Origin of the sequence: Vibrio atlanticus, from assembly GCF_024347315.1 — a bacterium.
In the GTDB taxonomy this organism is placed as follows: Bacteria; Pseudomonadota; Gammaproteobacteria; order Enterobacterales; family Vibrionaceae; genus Vibrio; species Vibrio atlanticus.
This window is the reverse complement of sequence record NZ_AP025461.1, coordinates 1014319-1029041: the sequence shown is the minus strand read 5'-3', so window position 1 is coordinate 1029041 and position 14723 is coordinate 1014319. Positions and strand designations below refer to the sequence as shown.

The 14723-nt window shown below is 42.2% G+C and carries 9 protein-coding genes and 9 tRNA genes; 6 read left to right on the top strand and 12 right to left on the bottom strand.

All coding sequences use genetic code 11. From position 1 onward, the window contains the following. Positions 1 to 120: 120 nt before the first annotated feature. Together OCV30_RS20255 and OCV30_RS20250 are read left to right on the top strand one after the other, a co-directional pair. Positions 121 to 2151 carry a hypothetical protein gene (locus tag OCV30_RS20255; RefSeq protein ID WP_065680016.1) on the top strand — a complete coding sequence of 677 codons (2031 nt, stop codon included), beginning with the start codon at positions 121 to 123 and terminating at the stop codon, positions 2149 to 2151. 206 nt (positions 2152 to 2357) lie between these two features. Continuing rightward, complete coding sequence (locus OCV30_RS20250) at positions 2358 to 3545, top strand: hypothetical protein (protein ID WP_065680015.1); 1188 nt, start codon at positions 2358 to 2360, stop codon at positions 3543 to 3545. Positions 3546 to 3624: 79 nt separating this feature from the next. On the opposite strand, the gene OCV30_RS20245 is transcribed toward OCV30_RS20250, so the two are convergent. From OCV30_RS20245 to OCV30_RS20225, 5 genes are all read right to left on the bottom strand, one after another. Continuing rightward, positions 3625 to 3698: transfer RNA gene (locus tag OCV30_RS20245), tRNA-Cys, on the bottom strand. A gap of 64 nt (positions 3699 to 3762) precedes the next feature. After that, positions 3763 to 3849: transfer RNA gene (locus tag OCV30_RS20240), tRNA-Leu, on the bottom strand. 80 nt (positions 3850 to 3929) lie between these two features. Further along, a tRNA-Gly gene (locus OCV30_RS20235) sits at positions 3930 to 4005 on the bottom strand. 46 nt (positions 4006 to 4051) lie between these two features. Next, positions 4052 to 4125 (bottom strand) — tRNA-Cys (locus OCV30_RS20230). 82 nt (positions 4126 to 4207) lie between these two features. After that, positions 4208 to 4294, bottom strand: a tRNA-Leu gene (locus OCV30_RS20225). A 349-nt stretch (positions 4295 to 4643) separates the two neighbouring features. Here OCV30_RS20225 and OCV30_RS20220 point away from each other — a divergent pair. Beyond that, positions 4644 to 5432 (top strand): lipase family protein, encoded by a 789-nt coding sequence (locus OCV30_RS20220; RefSeq protein ID WP_065680014.1) that lies wholly within the window; start codon positions 4644 to 4646, stop codon positions 5430 to 5432. 91 nt (positions 5433 to 5523) lie between these two features. On the opposite strand, the gene OCV30_RS20215 is transcribed toward OCV30_RS20220, so the two are convergent. From OCV30_RS20215 to OCV30_RS20185, 7 genes are all read right to left on the bottom strand, one after another. Continuing rightward, entirely contained in the window at positions 5524 to 7413 is a 1890-nt protein-coding gene (locus tag OCV30_RS20215; protein ID WP_442478153.1) for a methyl-accepting chemotaxis protein, read from the bottom strand. 314 nt (positions 7414 to 7727) lie between these two features. Then, positions 7728 to 7801 (bottom strand) — tRNA-Cys (locus tag OCV30_RS20210). A 64-nt stretch (positions 7802 to 7865) separates the two neighbouring features. Beyond that, positions 7866 to 7952, bottom strand: a tRNA-Leu gene (locus OCV30_RS20205). 80 nt (positions 7953 to 8032) lie between these two features. Further along, positions 8033 to 8108: transfer RNA gene (locus tag OCV30_RS20200), tRNA-Gly, on the bottom strand. 48 nt (positions 8109 to 8156) lie between these two features. Beyond that, positions 8157 to 8230: transfer RNA gene (locus OCV30_RS20195), tRNA-Cys, on the bottom strand. Positions 8231 to 8426: 196 nt separating this feature from the next. After that, positions 8427 to 9872, bottom strand: coding sequence for an ATPase RavA stimulator ViaA (viaA, locus tag OCV30_RS20190; RefSeq protein ID WP_009845428.1), 1446 nt, complete (start codon positions 9870 to 9872; stop codon positions 8427 to 8429). Between the two features lie 12 nt (positions 9873 to 9884). Further along, positions 9885 to 11540 carry an ATPase RavA domain-containing protein gene (locus OCV30_RS20185; protein WP_012600558.1) on the bottom strand — a complete coding sequence of 552 codons (1656 nt, stop codon included), beginning with the start codon at positions 11538 to 11540 and terminating at the stop codon, positions 9885 to 9887. 287 nt (positions 11541 to 11827) lie between these two features. On the opposite strand from OCV30_RS20185, the gene OCV30_RS20180 reads away from it, so the two are divergent. The 3 genes from OCV30_RS20180 (at position 11828) to OCV30_RS20170 (ending at position 14706) form a co-directional block, all read left to right on the top strand. After that, positions 11828 to 12343, top strand: a complete 516-nt coding sequence (locus tag OCV30_RS20180; protein ID WP_065680012.1) for an NUDIX hydrolase — start codon at positions 11828 to 11830, stop codon at positions 12341 to 12343. A 39-nt stretch (positions 12344 to 12382) separates the two neighbouring features. Next, entirely contained in the window at positions 12383 to 13387 is a 1005-nt protein-coding gene (gene ltaE, locus OCV30_RS20175) for a low-specificity L-threonine aldolase (protein WP_065680011.1), read from the top strand. 794 nt (positions 13388 to 14181) lie between these two features. Then, positions 14182 to 14706 carry a hypothetical protein gene (locus tag OCV30_RS20170; RefSeq protein WP_209439705.1) on the top strand — a complete coding sequence of 175 codons (525 nt, stop codon included), beginning with the start codon at positions 14182 to 14184 and terminating at the stop codon, positions 14704 to 14706. Positions 14707 to 14723 lie beyond the last annotated feature (17 nt).

Here is a 14723-nt window from a genome sequence, read left to right as displayed (position 1 = left end):
GGTTACTATCATCTACCCCTATTATTAACACATGAAACATTAAAGATATGATTAGGATTATACAATTAGAAATGATAAGAGTTATTATTCAAACTTGTTAATTCAGTGGTGCTTGAATAAATGTCTCTAGATAAATTACTTCACAAAGTTAAACACATCTACTTGACTGGAAACCTATCCGAACAGGTATCGGCAGCACAAATATTAAGCCGTTTTCAAAACACTAAATATCTGATTATAAAAAGGTTAGAGTCCCAGAATCCTGACCTTGTTCTCACTAGTCTTGAATGCCTCGCTTTAGATAATGCAGCGCCTATTGAGCCCATCCTCAAATGCTATCAATACTGGGACGACAGCGAAATTAAATTGGCATCGTTAATGGCTATTGAGAACAACCAACACTCTCTACTCGCTGTTCCTGTATTATTAGAAGCAATATGCGACGAAAATGACTACTGGGATGGGGGTTGGAATGACGGAGATGACATCAGCTTGATTGCTGCGCGGATTTTAGACAATCACAAACACCAACTAGATCACGAACAGTCTCTGCGTTTACTACACCGACTTCAGAATGACCCCGAGCCAGATCTAAAAGGCAAACTCATTGCTTTACTTTCGCGTCACTCCCCTACTCTGCTAAATGAAAACAACGTACTCAAAAGCACCGCTGATACTCGGATTTTTTTGAGAAACACTCAAGACAAAATAGTCTTGTACAAAGCCACACAACACCCTGATATTAGCTGCCAAAAAGTCGCATTTCAGCGTCTATCTGAAATGGATTGTCGTGAATATCTGCAGGTATTTTTAAACGGCCTGTCTCATTCAGACCCATCAATAAGAAAGAGTTCCGTACATCAATTAGCGAAATGGAATTACCTAGTAGATATAAAGTACCTTAATTTTGAGTTACTACTATCTGGTATACCGCTCTACTCACTCACAGGGCTACTGAGTAACGAAGATAAACTGCATGTCATTGACCAACTTCAAAATAAACCCAATGTTGCTTATTCAACCACAACGCTCTTTCTGCTGATTTGCAGTTTGGAGAGTCAGCACAAACAGCTTCAACTAGCCCGTTTTATACCCCATTTCTATCAAGTGTTTTCAAAGTTGGAAGAGTCAGAACAACTCGACAGCCTAAACCACCTATTAACTGAAACTTCCGAACAACTTAGCGTCGCCTTTATTCGTCAACAACTTCAGCAGGAAGCTTGTAGTAACTCTATCAAGCGACTGTTAATTGAACACCTTTCGAAAAACCCAAAAACTAGCCACCAGAGCTATTTCAAAGAACTCACTTTAGGGACATCAGGTATCATAGTTGCGGATTCTTCAGTAAAAAGTAGAACAGCAACGAACACAGCCCCTATAAATGAAATGATTGGCGCGGAAATCATTGACGCTAATGCTCAACCAGCACTTATTACATCAACACTTGATGCATTAAAACAAGCTCACTCACCTGCTATCTCTAACGCTGACTCTACCGTCGCATCTACTTCTACTTCTACTTCAGTAAAGAAGCGTTCTAACAGATCTGCAAAGATAGAGGCTCTAGAAAATCAAGCGATCGCTCTAGAGTTTTGCTCAAACAAAACATGGCTGCGCAGCCTTTGCTCTGACGACAAAATAAGTTATCTAACCAAAGCGGCGTTTTACGCCTTGATTCATGCCTTATGTAGACACAGCATAAGCTTTTCCGATGTACAAACATCACGCTTTAATCTACTCGTGTTAGAACTCTTGCTAGATGAGCAATCCGAAAATATCGGCGACATCCTCGTCTGGCTTGGCGATGATTGGATACAACAGAACCGTTTGTCACTGATGTCATCACCCTGCTTATCTTTAAGAGTCGGCTTAATAAAACACATCAATGACGAGCAACAATTATTAGAATTAATCAAACATTCGTATATCGGCATTCAGCACGCAGCGCTCAATCAACTTGCGCTTAATGGTGTTTGTCCCCAGAAGAAACTGATCGGGTTGCTTTTGGAAGAGCCGTTACTTTATCCACAGTTGGCAAACTTTGAAGCACATACGGTTTATGAAATACTTGAAAGTGAATTCGATCGCCGATCCTCAACGACTCTTCAAGCCACTCTCACGTATCTTGAAACGACAAGTAATCCCCCCTAACAAAGAACTCAAATCTGGTAGCAAAATCAAGCCCATTTATTTGAGGCTTTCATTTATACTTCACTCGCAGCCGGTAAAGTTAGTAGCAACGAATTAAGCCTCGATTTGTAAGGTATTGTATGGGTTTGTCTAACAGCAACTTCTGTCACTAAACAACGCACTGCAGTTCCGTATATTGATACTTCGTATGAATAATAAGGTGTGTCATGAAAACTCTATCTTTAGCTACCTTAGCGACAGCTATCTTTCTCACTGGATGTGGTTCAAATCAAAGTAAATCGCTATTCAATCAGGCAAACGCAGCACCGCCAGTTGTACATGGGGTCACGATTGAAGCCGTTCCCTCTCAATTCGCTGAATACTCTCAAGCAGGCTACAACCGATATGTCGCGGTCAATGCCCCGAATGGCAAATCTATCCATATTTTGATTATGGATCGCCTGAGCGATTATCAAATAGTCAAAGCCGTCAATGTTCTCAACCACTATCTAACCCCTGTTGATGGCACTAAGTATGGGAGCACTGACTCAAAACGCGAGATTGCAAACGCGATGGCCAACAATGGCGCAATACTAAAGCTAATGAATTATTACGATGAGCCACGATACAACGATGACTTGCCCGGGCAGCTCTTATTCGAAGAAGAAATTCAGGTTGAAGGCGGTAAATGGTATGTCCAACAAGATTATGAAGAGCATCGTGACGCCTCTTATGAGGAAATACTGCATTTAGTCCATGACTATGGCATCGGGGTTTTTAACGCGCCTGAAGATGCAGTAACCGCATTACCAGAATTTCAAAAAGAATTTAATGCGATACAGAGACAAGCATTACACCATGCTTACACACCACCCCGTGATATTTTAGAAGAGTGGCAAGAAGAAGTCAGCGTTGATCAAGAGTACTTTGCCGCTGTAATTGATAGCTACTACGGGCTTTGGGGGGCTTATAACGACAAAGGCATGTGGGGGTTCTATCAAGTTAAAACTCGTGACGATTTCTCAAAAGAAGACCCCGATGCACAAGCGATAGTGGAGCAGATTTTCTCTCCAACATTAACTTACGATGCATACATTGCCGATACATTCACCGGAACATTTAAAATGAGGTATGACCCAGCGACGTCCTATACTCATCACTCTCAATATCTTACTAAACTAACGCTATCAGGTAACAATGATGCGAATATTGAGATCAACGAGCATGACAACCGCGTAACCGGAAACGCGGGGGTAAATACCGTGATCGCCCATGGCCCTAAAAGTGAATACCAAATTCATGATCTGGGGAATGGTAAATTTCAGCTTAATGATACCGTTGTTTCGCGTGACGGCTTGAACGTGCTATCCAGTATCGAAAAAGTACAGTTCACTGATCAGCTTTGGACCTTTTAACTAGCAACACTCAAAAGCCAAATCACTTTCCTAAAGACGTAAAAAAGCCCGACCATTTCTGATCGGGCTTTCTAAGTGATGGAGGCGCCTCCCGGAGTCGAACCGAGGTCCACGGATTTGCAATCCGCTGCATAGCCACTCTGCCAAGGCGCCTTCAATAGTGTTTTAAGAGAACAACTCTGTTGATTACTACCCAACAAGGTAACAATCAAATAGATGGTGCCCCGGGCCGGACTTGAACCGGCACAACGCGAACGTCGAGGGATTTTAAATCCCTTGTGTCTACCAATTCCACCACCAGGGCACGCAATTCTTTATTGCGATGCCGATTACTGAAAAGTAAAACACCATCTTAATGTCAAAATGAATCAACATTACAAAATTTGGAGCGATACATCGGGTTCGAACCGATGACCTCAACCTTGGCAAGGTTGCGCTCTACCAACTGAGCTAGTATCGCAATTTCATTCTTATTGCCTCTTAATTTATCAAACTAAGAGAAAGAATGGAGGCGCCTCCCGGAGTCGAACCGAGGTCCACGGATTTGCAATCCGCTGCATAGCCACTCTGCCAAGGCGCCTTTATCAACATAAAATATATTGAAGTGTTTAAAGAGAACCACTCTTTGTTCAACACTCTACTAAAAGTAGAAACTAGATAGATGGTGCCCCGGGCCGGACTTGAACCGGCACAGCGCGAACGCCGAGGGATTTTAAATCCCTTGTGTCTACCAATTCCACCACCAGGGCAACGCAATCATGCGATGCTGATTACTGAAGAGTAAAACACCATCTCTCCGCGACCTAAGCCGTGAGAACGAGGTGTACTTTAACGGATGAAAAAAATTCGTCAACAATAAATTTTATCATTTAATTCAAGTGATTAATTATCGAACTCTACAGAATGAATTTAGTGCAGCTTGTACGGTTCTTATGCGTAGATTTTGAGTTTTAACAGGAACTCATAAGCCGAAGTCCAGTTTGAAGATTCACTAAATACCGCTGATTCAGTTGAATGAATGAAACACTCCTTCGTTTTCATGCGCTTTTCACATTCAAAGGCTAAAGTTTTACACAACTATAATTACGAAATGAAAACGTGAAGTCACTAAAACGATACCAATATGAACGCTACGCGGTTCTTTGTAACCTCGCCTACCCGAGAGTTTTTAAACAGACTCGTTACGGTTTTGACCCTAATGGACAGCGCATCATAAAGAACCAGTTTGGCAAAACCATGATTCGAGTTTTATGGAGTAGTGACAAAGATGAAGTGGTTGTGGTTATCAAGGGATCACACAGTGTTTCTGACTGGCTACTCACTTTTGCACTATGGACAAGAAGCTGTAAAAAGATTGGGCTGAACTATCGTGTACATGCTGGTTTCTATCATCTCATGTTTCAAGAAAGCCAACCGAGTCGTAACGAAGACAAGCTTGGGCAAACCGTTATCGAACGTTTAGAAGCGACACTCTTGCCTTTGTTAAAACAAGGGAAAAGGATTTCTATCACCGGGCACTCTTCTGGTGGTGCAATTGGCTGCGTGTTCGCAGATTACCTAGATCAAAAGTATCCAGGCTGTGTTAAGCGAATCGTGACTTTTGGCCAACCTGCGATTGGTGATTGGAGTTTTCGAAAGCACTACCGTTTGAGTAAGAAAACCTACCGTATCTGTTGCGACATAGATATTGTCACCTTCATGCCGCCCGTGCCTCTGTTGTATTGGCATGTAGGGAAAGTGCTTTGGCTCTATAACGGCAGGATCTACGAAAACACACCGACGTTTATACGCCTTGGGCGCTCTGTTCTCAGTTGGTTGTTCAGACCTTTTTCTTACCACTTAATGAGCAAATATATTCGCAATAAGGATTTCTTTGATAAGCACTGAGACTCATTTTAAGCTATTAAAGAAAGAGCACAGACCTATTACTGTCTGTGCTCTTTAGTTTCTAAACCTATGTTGTTTTCTGCAATATCGATTAAAGCTTGAAGCGTGACAGCTCTCGTTTCAAGTCACTCGCTAAATGACTTAGCTGATCGGCTTGTGAAACCGCATCGGTCGCATCAACTGCCATCACATCACTCACTTCACGAACAGATTCGGTATTCGCATTGATTTCGGCAGTAACCAGTGACTGCTCTTCAGCGGCAGAAGCAATCTGAGTCGCCATATCACTGATCATTTGAATCGCTTCACGGATTTGAGCTAGGCTCTCTCCGGCCATATCCACATCGTGTACGCTTGTTTTCGCCATATCATGGCTTTGCGTCATCACTTTCACCGCACCATTGGTCGCTTGTTGTAAGCGTTTGATCTTGTCTTCGATCTCTTCTGTTGAAGCATGAGTACGTTGAGAAAGCACACGAACCTCATCAGCAACCACTGCAAAGCCTCGACCTTGTTCGCCTGCCCTAGCCGCTTCAATGGCCGCATTGAGCGCGAGTAAGTTCGTTTGCTCCGCTATTTCACGAATCGTCGCTAAGATAGACGCGATTTGCTGACCATGCTCTTCAAGCTCACTGATGATAGACACAGCGCTTGTTAGCTCAGTAGCGAGGTCATTGATCGATGATTGGCTTTTAGCCATCTGTTGGAAGCCTTGCTCGCTCAACTCCACCGAATGAGTCGCACTTTTTGCCGTACTCTCAGCATTCGTGGCGATTTCCGCTGTTGCTGTCGCCATTTCTGTCACAGCCGTTGCCACCATCGTGATCTCATCTTGTTGCCTGCTTACACTATCACTGCGCTTCATCGCACTGGTATTAGCATGCTCGGCACCGCTGTTCATCGCGGTAGAAACTTGAGTGACGTTTTGCATCATTTGATGGAGCCGATCAACGAAGACATTAAACTTATCGGCAAGTTGACCCACCTCATCTTGGCTCGACACTTGTAGTCTTTGTGTGAGGTCGCCTTCCCCTTCCGCAATATCAGCTAATGCTTCACTCACTCGCCCTAGTTCAACTAATTGACGAGCCACAAACCATGAGGTTGCTACAGCCATAACGATCAATACAATCAAACCTGTGGTGATTTGGCTAATCAACATATCGAACAGGGGCTGCTCTAGTACGTCTTTATCCATTTCAATCACAAGTAACCAGTCAGTGCCTTTAATCGGCTCAGCCATGATGACTCGCTCGGCACCATCCACTTGAGTAAAGATCGTCGTCAAGTTTTGCGCAGCACTGTTCAAGCCAGACACACTCAGCTCTGGCGCAATATCATTGACTTGTTTCAGAATGAAATCTTTATTTTGATGAGCAACGACCGTCCCTTGCTTATCAATCAGAATCGCTCGTCCATTACCTGGAACCTGAATAGCCAACACATCTTCAATTAGCTTGTCTAATGCAAGGTTAGATGCCACAACACCTATGATCGATCCATTCTCGGTCACAGGGTCTGTCAGTGTCACCACCAAGGTTTGCATCGTCACACTCACATACGGCTTTGTTGTCACCGCTCGATTCTCAGCTAAGGTTTGTTTATACCAACCTCGGACTCTTGGGTCATAGCCCGCTTTATTCAGTGAAGGATCATGACGGAACATCTCACCTTCTTTGTTACCGTAATAACTCAATCCAAACCCACCAGATACCAAGGTTTGACGTAAATGAGGAACGATATCTATTGAAGGGTTCAGCTGCACTTGTTGCTTAAGTCCGTGTACTGCTTGTTTCTTATCATAAAACCAGTCACTGATGCCCTTTGTATGGGCTTGAAGTGTATTACGACTTTCACTTTCTATTGCTTGCCAGCTGTTTGTTTGAAACGTCTTATAACCCATAAAAAGAAGAATGGCAGATGTAACAGCAATCGCCAAAACTACAGAGAAAACCATTTTTCTCTTTAGACTAAATTGCATATTTAAGAACCTCTTATTGAACAATTAAAGAAATATAAAAGAGGGACACTATCACTCATACACATGTTTTAATTTGGGTCATCCCATAAAACCATGAAACAAATTGAGCATTATGGTTAATTGTGACTTTGATTTATTTACTTGTTTATCAACAAGAAGCCATACATAAGATTGAGCGATACTAATTTAGCTTGGAAGCGTTAAACAAATAAAACTATGGAAAGACCCGTTGTTTAAGAGAAGAAACCGGGAACTCAAAGATAGGAAGCCAGAAACGAAAAAAACCAGCCAAGAGGGCTGGTTTTTCTGAATGATGGAGGCGCCTCCCGGAGTCGAACCGAGGTCCACGGATTTGCAATCCGCTGCATAGCCACTCTGCCAAGGCGCCTTCAAGTCGTGTTTTAAGAGAACGACTCTGTTGATTACTACCAAGCAGGTAACAATCAAATAGATGGTGCCCCGGGCCGGACTTGAACCGGCACAACGCGAACGTCGAGGGATTTTAAATCCCTTGTGTCTACCAATTCCACCACCAGGGCACGCAATTCTTTATTGCGATGCCGATTACTGAAAAGTAAAACACCATCTTAATGTCAAAATGAATCAACATTACAAAATTTGGAGCGATACATCGGGTTCGAACCGATGACCTCAACCTTGGCAAGGTTGCGCTCTACCAACTGAGCTAGTATCGCAATTTCATTCGTCAAATTTCTCATTAACTAAATAAGAGAAAAAGAGAATGGAGGCGCCTCCCGGAGTCGAACCGAGGTCCACGGATTTGCAATCCGCTGCATAGCCACTCTGCCAAGGCGCCATTTTTCAACACGTTAGCACCGACTAAACGTTAGCACCGCTGTGTTCGGGTGCCTACTTTACGGATCGAGGGGAGATAGTCAAACAAAAAAATGAATTTCAATTCCGTTTGCTGACATTTAAATCAAATTGCTGCATGTTCGATCTCTTCAATCAATAAACACGCAGCAAAATGGAGCAAATTAAGGAATTCGACGTTACCACTTTTTCATAAAACGACCGACTAGGCTTGGATGGTAAGCCCAACAATGGTCAAACATCGTCATAAGTTGTGGGTTGCCATATTTCGAAAGACTAACCGCATGAAAACGGTTTTTGTGCTCTTTCAATTTTTCGACCTGAGCAATCATTTCATCAGACTGCTTAGGAGCAATAAAGTCAGAAAGCACGATCAAATCTGCGTTCTTGTATTTGTCACCCGTCATCAAATCAATCGACTTCATCAGAACAGGTTCTAAATCTGTACCGCCATGGAATGAGTAGCTTAAAAAGTCACTCGCTTCACGTAGGCCATCTTGCCTTGTTAATTCATAGGTAATCTGCTCAGAAGAGAACAAAATCACGTAACAGTCTCTCTCTTCGGCTAGAGCTATCTGCATCAAAGCATAAGCCATAGCTTTGGCTGACTGCTCTGGGAAACCGCTCATAGAACCAGAAGCGTCGACACAGACGATAAACGGGCCTTTTTCAATATCGATATTCTTGCTATCAGGCTTTTGCGCTTTTACTTTACGTAATGTCCGTGATTTACCTTGCGAACGATAGCTCAATAAACGCTTGTCGGCCAAGTGCTTATAAAAGATAACCTCAAGTTCAGGGTAAGCGAGGAACATGGTTTCGTTTGGCAGCATCTTGTTGAGATCATCACTTTCGTGAATCCCAACAATATCATCGACCGCTTCATCGCTTTTCTCTTCAACCATCTGCAGTTCTTCTACAGGAGCTTTGTGTAGCGAAGGATCATCTTCCTCACCAGCCATACGTCCTAGTTTTTCTGCGATCTCTTGCAAACCCTTGTGCTTATTCAGAAACTCAGCGTGGCGCTTCATGATGGTTAGGTCTGTTTTGCTTAATTTGGCCGATGCCATGTCCCACAAACGCCCTACACTGCCTTCATCGCCTGACTCTGTCACTTTGTCCATGTTTTTCATGGTTTCCATGCGCTGATAAAGATCAGCTAAGACTTTTTCTTTGCTTGTTTCGAGTTCGGTGACTTGAGCTTGTTTGATGGCATCTGACAGCGATTGGTACCATTGATCACAAAAGTAATGTGGAAACATCGCGTTATAAACACCTTTATTGTTTTCCATCAAACGTCTTGCTTGTAGATAAAATGCTGAGTGCCACTCCAGCTTCTTAATAACGCGATCAATCTCGTCAAAAAACTGAGATTCATCCCAGTAAATCACTTCTTGGTAAAGTGCGATTTCCTCTTGGAAACGGTCGGTTTCACACACTTTAGTGACGCGTTTTTTTACTTTACCGCGCCATTTAACTAAGTGGTTTTTGACTGATGTTTTCACACCTTTATTCTCAGCAGCCATCATCACTTGAGAACGAGCGATAAGATCATTCATCGCGGTATCAATGATACCAGAGTCAGCCACCATCAAAGCGAGGTTTAAGCCGTCAGCTCCTAACATATGCTCCCCCTCTTACTCAAAGTACTGACTCATGAACTTAATGCGTTGCGCGATCTTGCTACTCTTCACTTTTGTCGTTTCAAGCTCTTGTGTTACCGCCTGTAAGCTTGATTCCATCGCTTTCGGTAAATCAGGGTCAATATAGTTATGCGGTAATGCGTCATGGAATTCAGTGCGTACTCTTTTTAACTTGAATTCAGCTGCAGTTAACTGTTCTAGGGCTTTCTCAGCGCCGTTCAACCACTTGTTATACAGTTCTTGATCTAAACCGTCAGTAGTCACCACACTCACCAATACAGAACGATTAGCAATATCTTTGATCACTAATTGATTCGATGCATCCAAGTCGAGCTTTAAGCGGCATAGATTTTTGTTTTCGTTTACGTAACCATAAATGTCGCCATGACCTTCTTTTAAAACGCGGTCAAAATCATCTTTGGCTACATACACCCAACGACTATCGCCTTTCTCAGATTCAGACACCGACATATTGCTTTGCAGCATAACCAATTTAATAAGATTGTATGCGCTACCGACGCTGTACATTTTCGCGTTCTTGATATCATGTTGATAAACGTCTTTACGTCGTAAGCCACTGGTTGACTCCACAGAGAGCGACACCGAGAGAGTCGATTCAACATCATCTTGAATCTCTTCTAGCTCTTCACGAGACATTTCGATTTGAGATTTAGACTCTTGCTGATCAAACGCTCGGTTCAACGCAAAATCTTTTACAACGCTACGAACCACATCGCGAGATTCAGGGCTATGCCACAAGCAATCCTGTAAAAGCATGATATCCAGCGGGTTAACGCTATCACGACCACTGAAGAATGCGCTCGCTTTCAATAGTTTGACCGCTTTCTTCCAGCGTCTGTCCGAAACATACAAATCCGACTCGGATGCTGAGCCTTGCTTCTTAACCGTGTCTTCAAGCATGGTTTTTAGCTCAAATAACTTGTTAAACGAATTATCCGTCAACTCCAGATTATCGAGTTCTTTCTGCCATTGATGATATTCAATGTCTGTAATCGCTAACCCTTTGGGAATGACAGCTTCTTGAGAAGTACCTGTCGTTAGCATCGATTTGAAGTTTTGTTTGTTTTGAATACGGTTGACGAACACGCGAACTAACATTCGGTCATAAAGTGCTTCTAGTCCACTGTCTTCGTCAGGAAGTTCATTAGACGCTGAAACCAACAAGCGCATCGGCACGCGCTCAATGTCTGCGCCGTTTTTAAATGTCTTTTCGTTAACCACAGTCAGTAACGTATTGAGAATGGCAGGGCCTGCTTTCCAGATCTCATCAAGGAATACAACTTGCGCGGTTGGTAGGTAGCCTTCGGTCAGCCTTACGTAACGACCGTTGTCTTTTAATTCTTGAATGCTTAGTGGGCCGAACACTTCCTCAGGAGTAGAGAAACGTGTCATCAAATATTCGAAGTAGCTACTGTTGTCAAAAGCCTGGATGAGACGTTTAGCGATAAGGCTTTTTGCGATCCCCGGAGGGCCCAATAGGAACACACTTTCGCCAGCCAGAGCCGCCAGTAAACAAAGCTTAATGGTGTCTTCTCTTTCATAAACGCCATCAGAGAGAGCATGCGCTAATTTATTGATTCTTTCAGAGAGTAGCGCCTTGTCAGCATGTGAGGAAATAGAAGGGTTCATGCGTTACTCCGAAAATCTTTGAACAGTTGAGAGTGTAGATACGTTTTTATACATTTGTTAGCACTTTGTTACAAGTATCTTTTATTATTGAGTTGCCTTTATATCAGATGGTTAAGCTGCAATTTTCGCGCAATCATAGATTCCAATTATGAGAATAACATCACGAATGGTGTGAAACTAAATCTATTGCTAAGCCTAATTTTTCTTTTATTTTCGACACCATAGACGTTATGGTGGTGCACGTCTTCAGTTATCCGAAAAATTGGCAAGGAAAGTGGCCAGACTGCATGAGTAAAGTTATCCATCAATGGAAAAGTATTTCTCTTATAGAAGAGAACGTGACGCTCCCTACGAACGTCGTGGTAAAACATACAACAATAAACCACCCCGGCGCGGCCGTTATTCTTCCTATCACTTCGTCTGGAAAAATCATCCTCATTAACCAGTTTCGTCCTTCTCTTAAGAAGTGGCTTTTGGAACTCCCCGCTGGCACGATGGAAATTAATGAGACACCTCTTCAATGTGCACAACGCGAACTCGAAGAAGAAACGGGTTACAGTGCAACTTATTTCCAGAGCTTAGGACAAGTTACCCCTTTAGCTGGCTTCTGTGATGAGATCCAACACTTGTTCATCGCAAAAGACTTAAGCCTTACTACCCGCTTTGAATGTGATGAAGATGAAGTAATAGAGGTTATCGAACTTAGCTTGGAAGAACTGCAACATAAAATTCGCAACGATCAAATTACCGATACCAAAACCATCGCTTGTTTAAGCAAAGCCCAACTATGTGGCCATCTATAGCCAATTATATGACTACCTAAAGTACTCTAGGAGATAAACATGGACTTTCGTTCTGACACCGTAACTAAACCTTCGCAAGCTATGCGTGATGTAATGGCAAATGCAGAAGTAGGCGATGATGTATATGGCGATGACCCAACCGTCAACGAACTGGAACAATGGGCTGCAAATGAAACCGGTTTTGAAGCGGCTATGTTCACTTCTTCCGGCACACAAGCCAACCTACTGGGTTTAATGGCGCACTGTGAGCGTGGTGACGAATACCTTTGTGGCCAACAGGCGCACAACTACAAATACGAAGCTGGCGGCGCTGCAGTGCTTGGCTCAATTCAACCTCAGCCAATCGAGAACAACCCTGACGGCACGTTAGATTTTAAAAAGCTTGCTGCTGCGATTAAGCCAGACGACAGCCACTTTGCTCGTACTAAGCTTCTTAGTTTAGAAAACACAATCAATGGTAAGGTGCTGCCAATCTCTTACCTAGCGGACGCGCGTGAGTTCGTAAACCAACACGGCCTACAAATGCACCTAGATGGCGCGCGTGTCTATAATGCGGCGACTGCACTAGATGTTCACATTAAAGAGATCGCACAACACTTCGATTCGATGACAATTTGTTTATCAAAAGGTTTAGGTGCTCCAATTGGCTCTCTACTTCTTGGTAGCAAAGCGTACATCGCTAAAGCTCGTCGACTGCGTAAAATGGTCGGTGGTGGTATGCGTCAGGCTGGTATTCTTGCTGCAGCAGGTAAAATGGCGCTCACGGAGAACGTGGCTCAACTTAAAGTAGACCATGAAAACGCAAAAAACCTAGCGATTGGTCTAAGCAAGTTAGAAGGTTTCTCTGTTAACCCTGATTTCATTCAGACTAATATTGTGTTTGCGAAGTTAGATCAGTCGGTTGATATTAACCGTATCGCACGGGAGTTAGGAGAGGAAGGCATTATTATGTCACCAGGTAACCCTGTACGTTTTGTTACTCATAGAGATATCAGTTCAAAAGACATCGCGACTTTCCTAACTAAGTTGGAAAATGCGCTTTAACGCTGAACAAGATTCGCATTAAAGCAGTTAAGACTAGAGCTTCCCTTACGAAGCTTTAGTCTTTCAAAAAAAATCATTCACCTCTTCCACAGAAAAATAGCCAACTCACCTATACCTATACCTATACCTATACCTATACAGAGTAATCTGCCTAATAGACTCCACTATATTAACTGCAACAGAACGCAATCTTGTTTTGGCCTATGTGAATACCCTCTATGTATTAAACCTGCGTTTAAGCATTCAATTTTCGTTAAATTTCGATTTTCATTTGTGAGATTAAATTTTTCGTGCCCAATAAAATCAAATAATTTAACAGTAATAATTTCATTTTTATTTACCACGCGTACGGTATTTAACAAATAAAACACATCAACTCTAAAAAAACATCGTAATAGGCTAATTTAAATAGAAAATTACCAACCAATATAGATAGCCACTGTTCACTATTACAATTAAAAATCGTCATATTAAAATTATAAGCCAGTGAATAAAACTAAAAATAAAATATTCCTGGAAGAATAATCCATCGAAAAATTTACCAAAAATCACGCCGTAGACCATAGTTCTAATTTTATCAATTAAGAAAAATTCACTCGTAAATTTAACTGTGGGTCAAAATCTGCCTATCTAATTGAAAACAAAATTATTATCTAAAAATGCACTCTCTATACCTTACCTTAAACTCATACTAAAACTCATACTTCGTCTAAATAATAAACTTTTTTTACTACTTCACCATTTTTTAAAGCACTTATAGTTTTGAAAGTTAAGCAACAGGTTACATTCTATCAATGAGAGGTGAAATGATGATTAGAGCATTCGTAATTATTCACAACTTCATCGTCTCAACGTTAATTTTTAGTTTGTCACTTTCATTCTACACCAGTGCTAACACCTTAACGTTAGGAATTAACGGCCAGATCAAAGATCGATGCGAAATAAATTTCTTTTCTGGCAATGTCATGAAGTTTACGGAACACCGTGATGTCCAACTATTGCCTTTTAATATGTATTGTAACCGTCCGTTGGGTATAACGATTAATTCAAAATATGGAGGCTTAAAATATCAGCACCAAGGGGTTGATATTATTGAAACTTATAATCTGTCATTACAAATAGACGAGCTTCGTCTTTATGAAAGTAGGCACAGCAGCCAACTTACTTCACCAGTAATGATAAACAGTTCTGGTGTTATTCCTTTCTCTCAACAGGGGAGCCTTAGGGTAGCACTCGAAAATAGCTTGCGTTTCGCGGGTTATTATCAAGACGTTATTGAAATCGAAGTTTACCCTTCGATTCATAGCGTGACCAAGTAAAAACTCTGCAATGTATC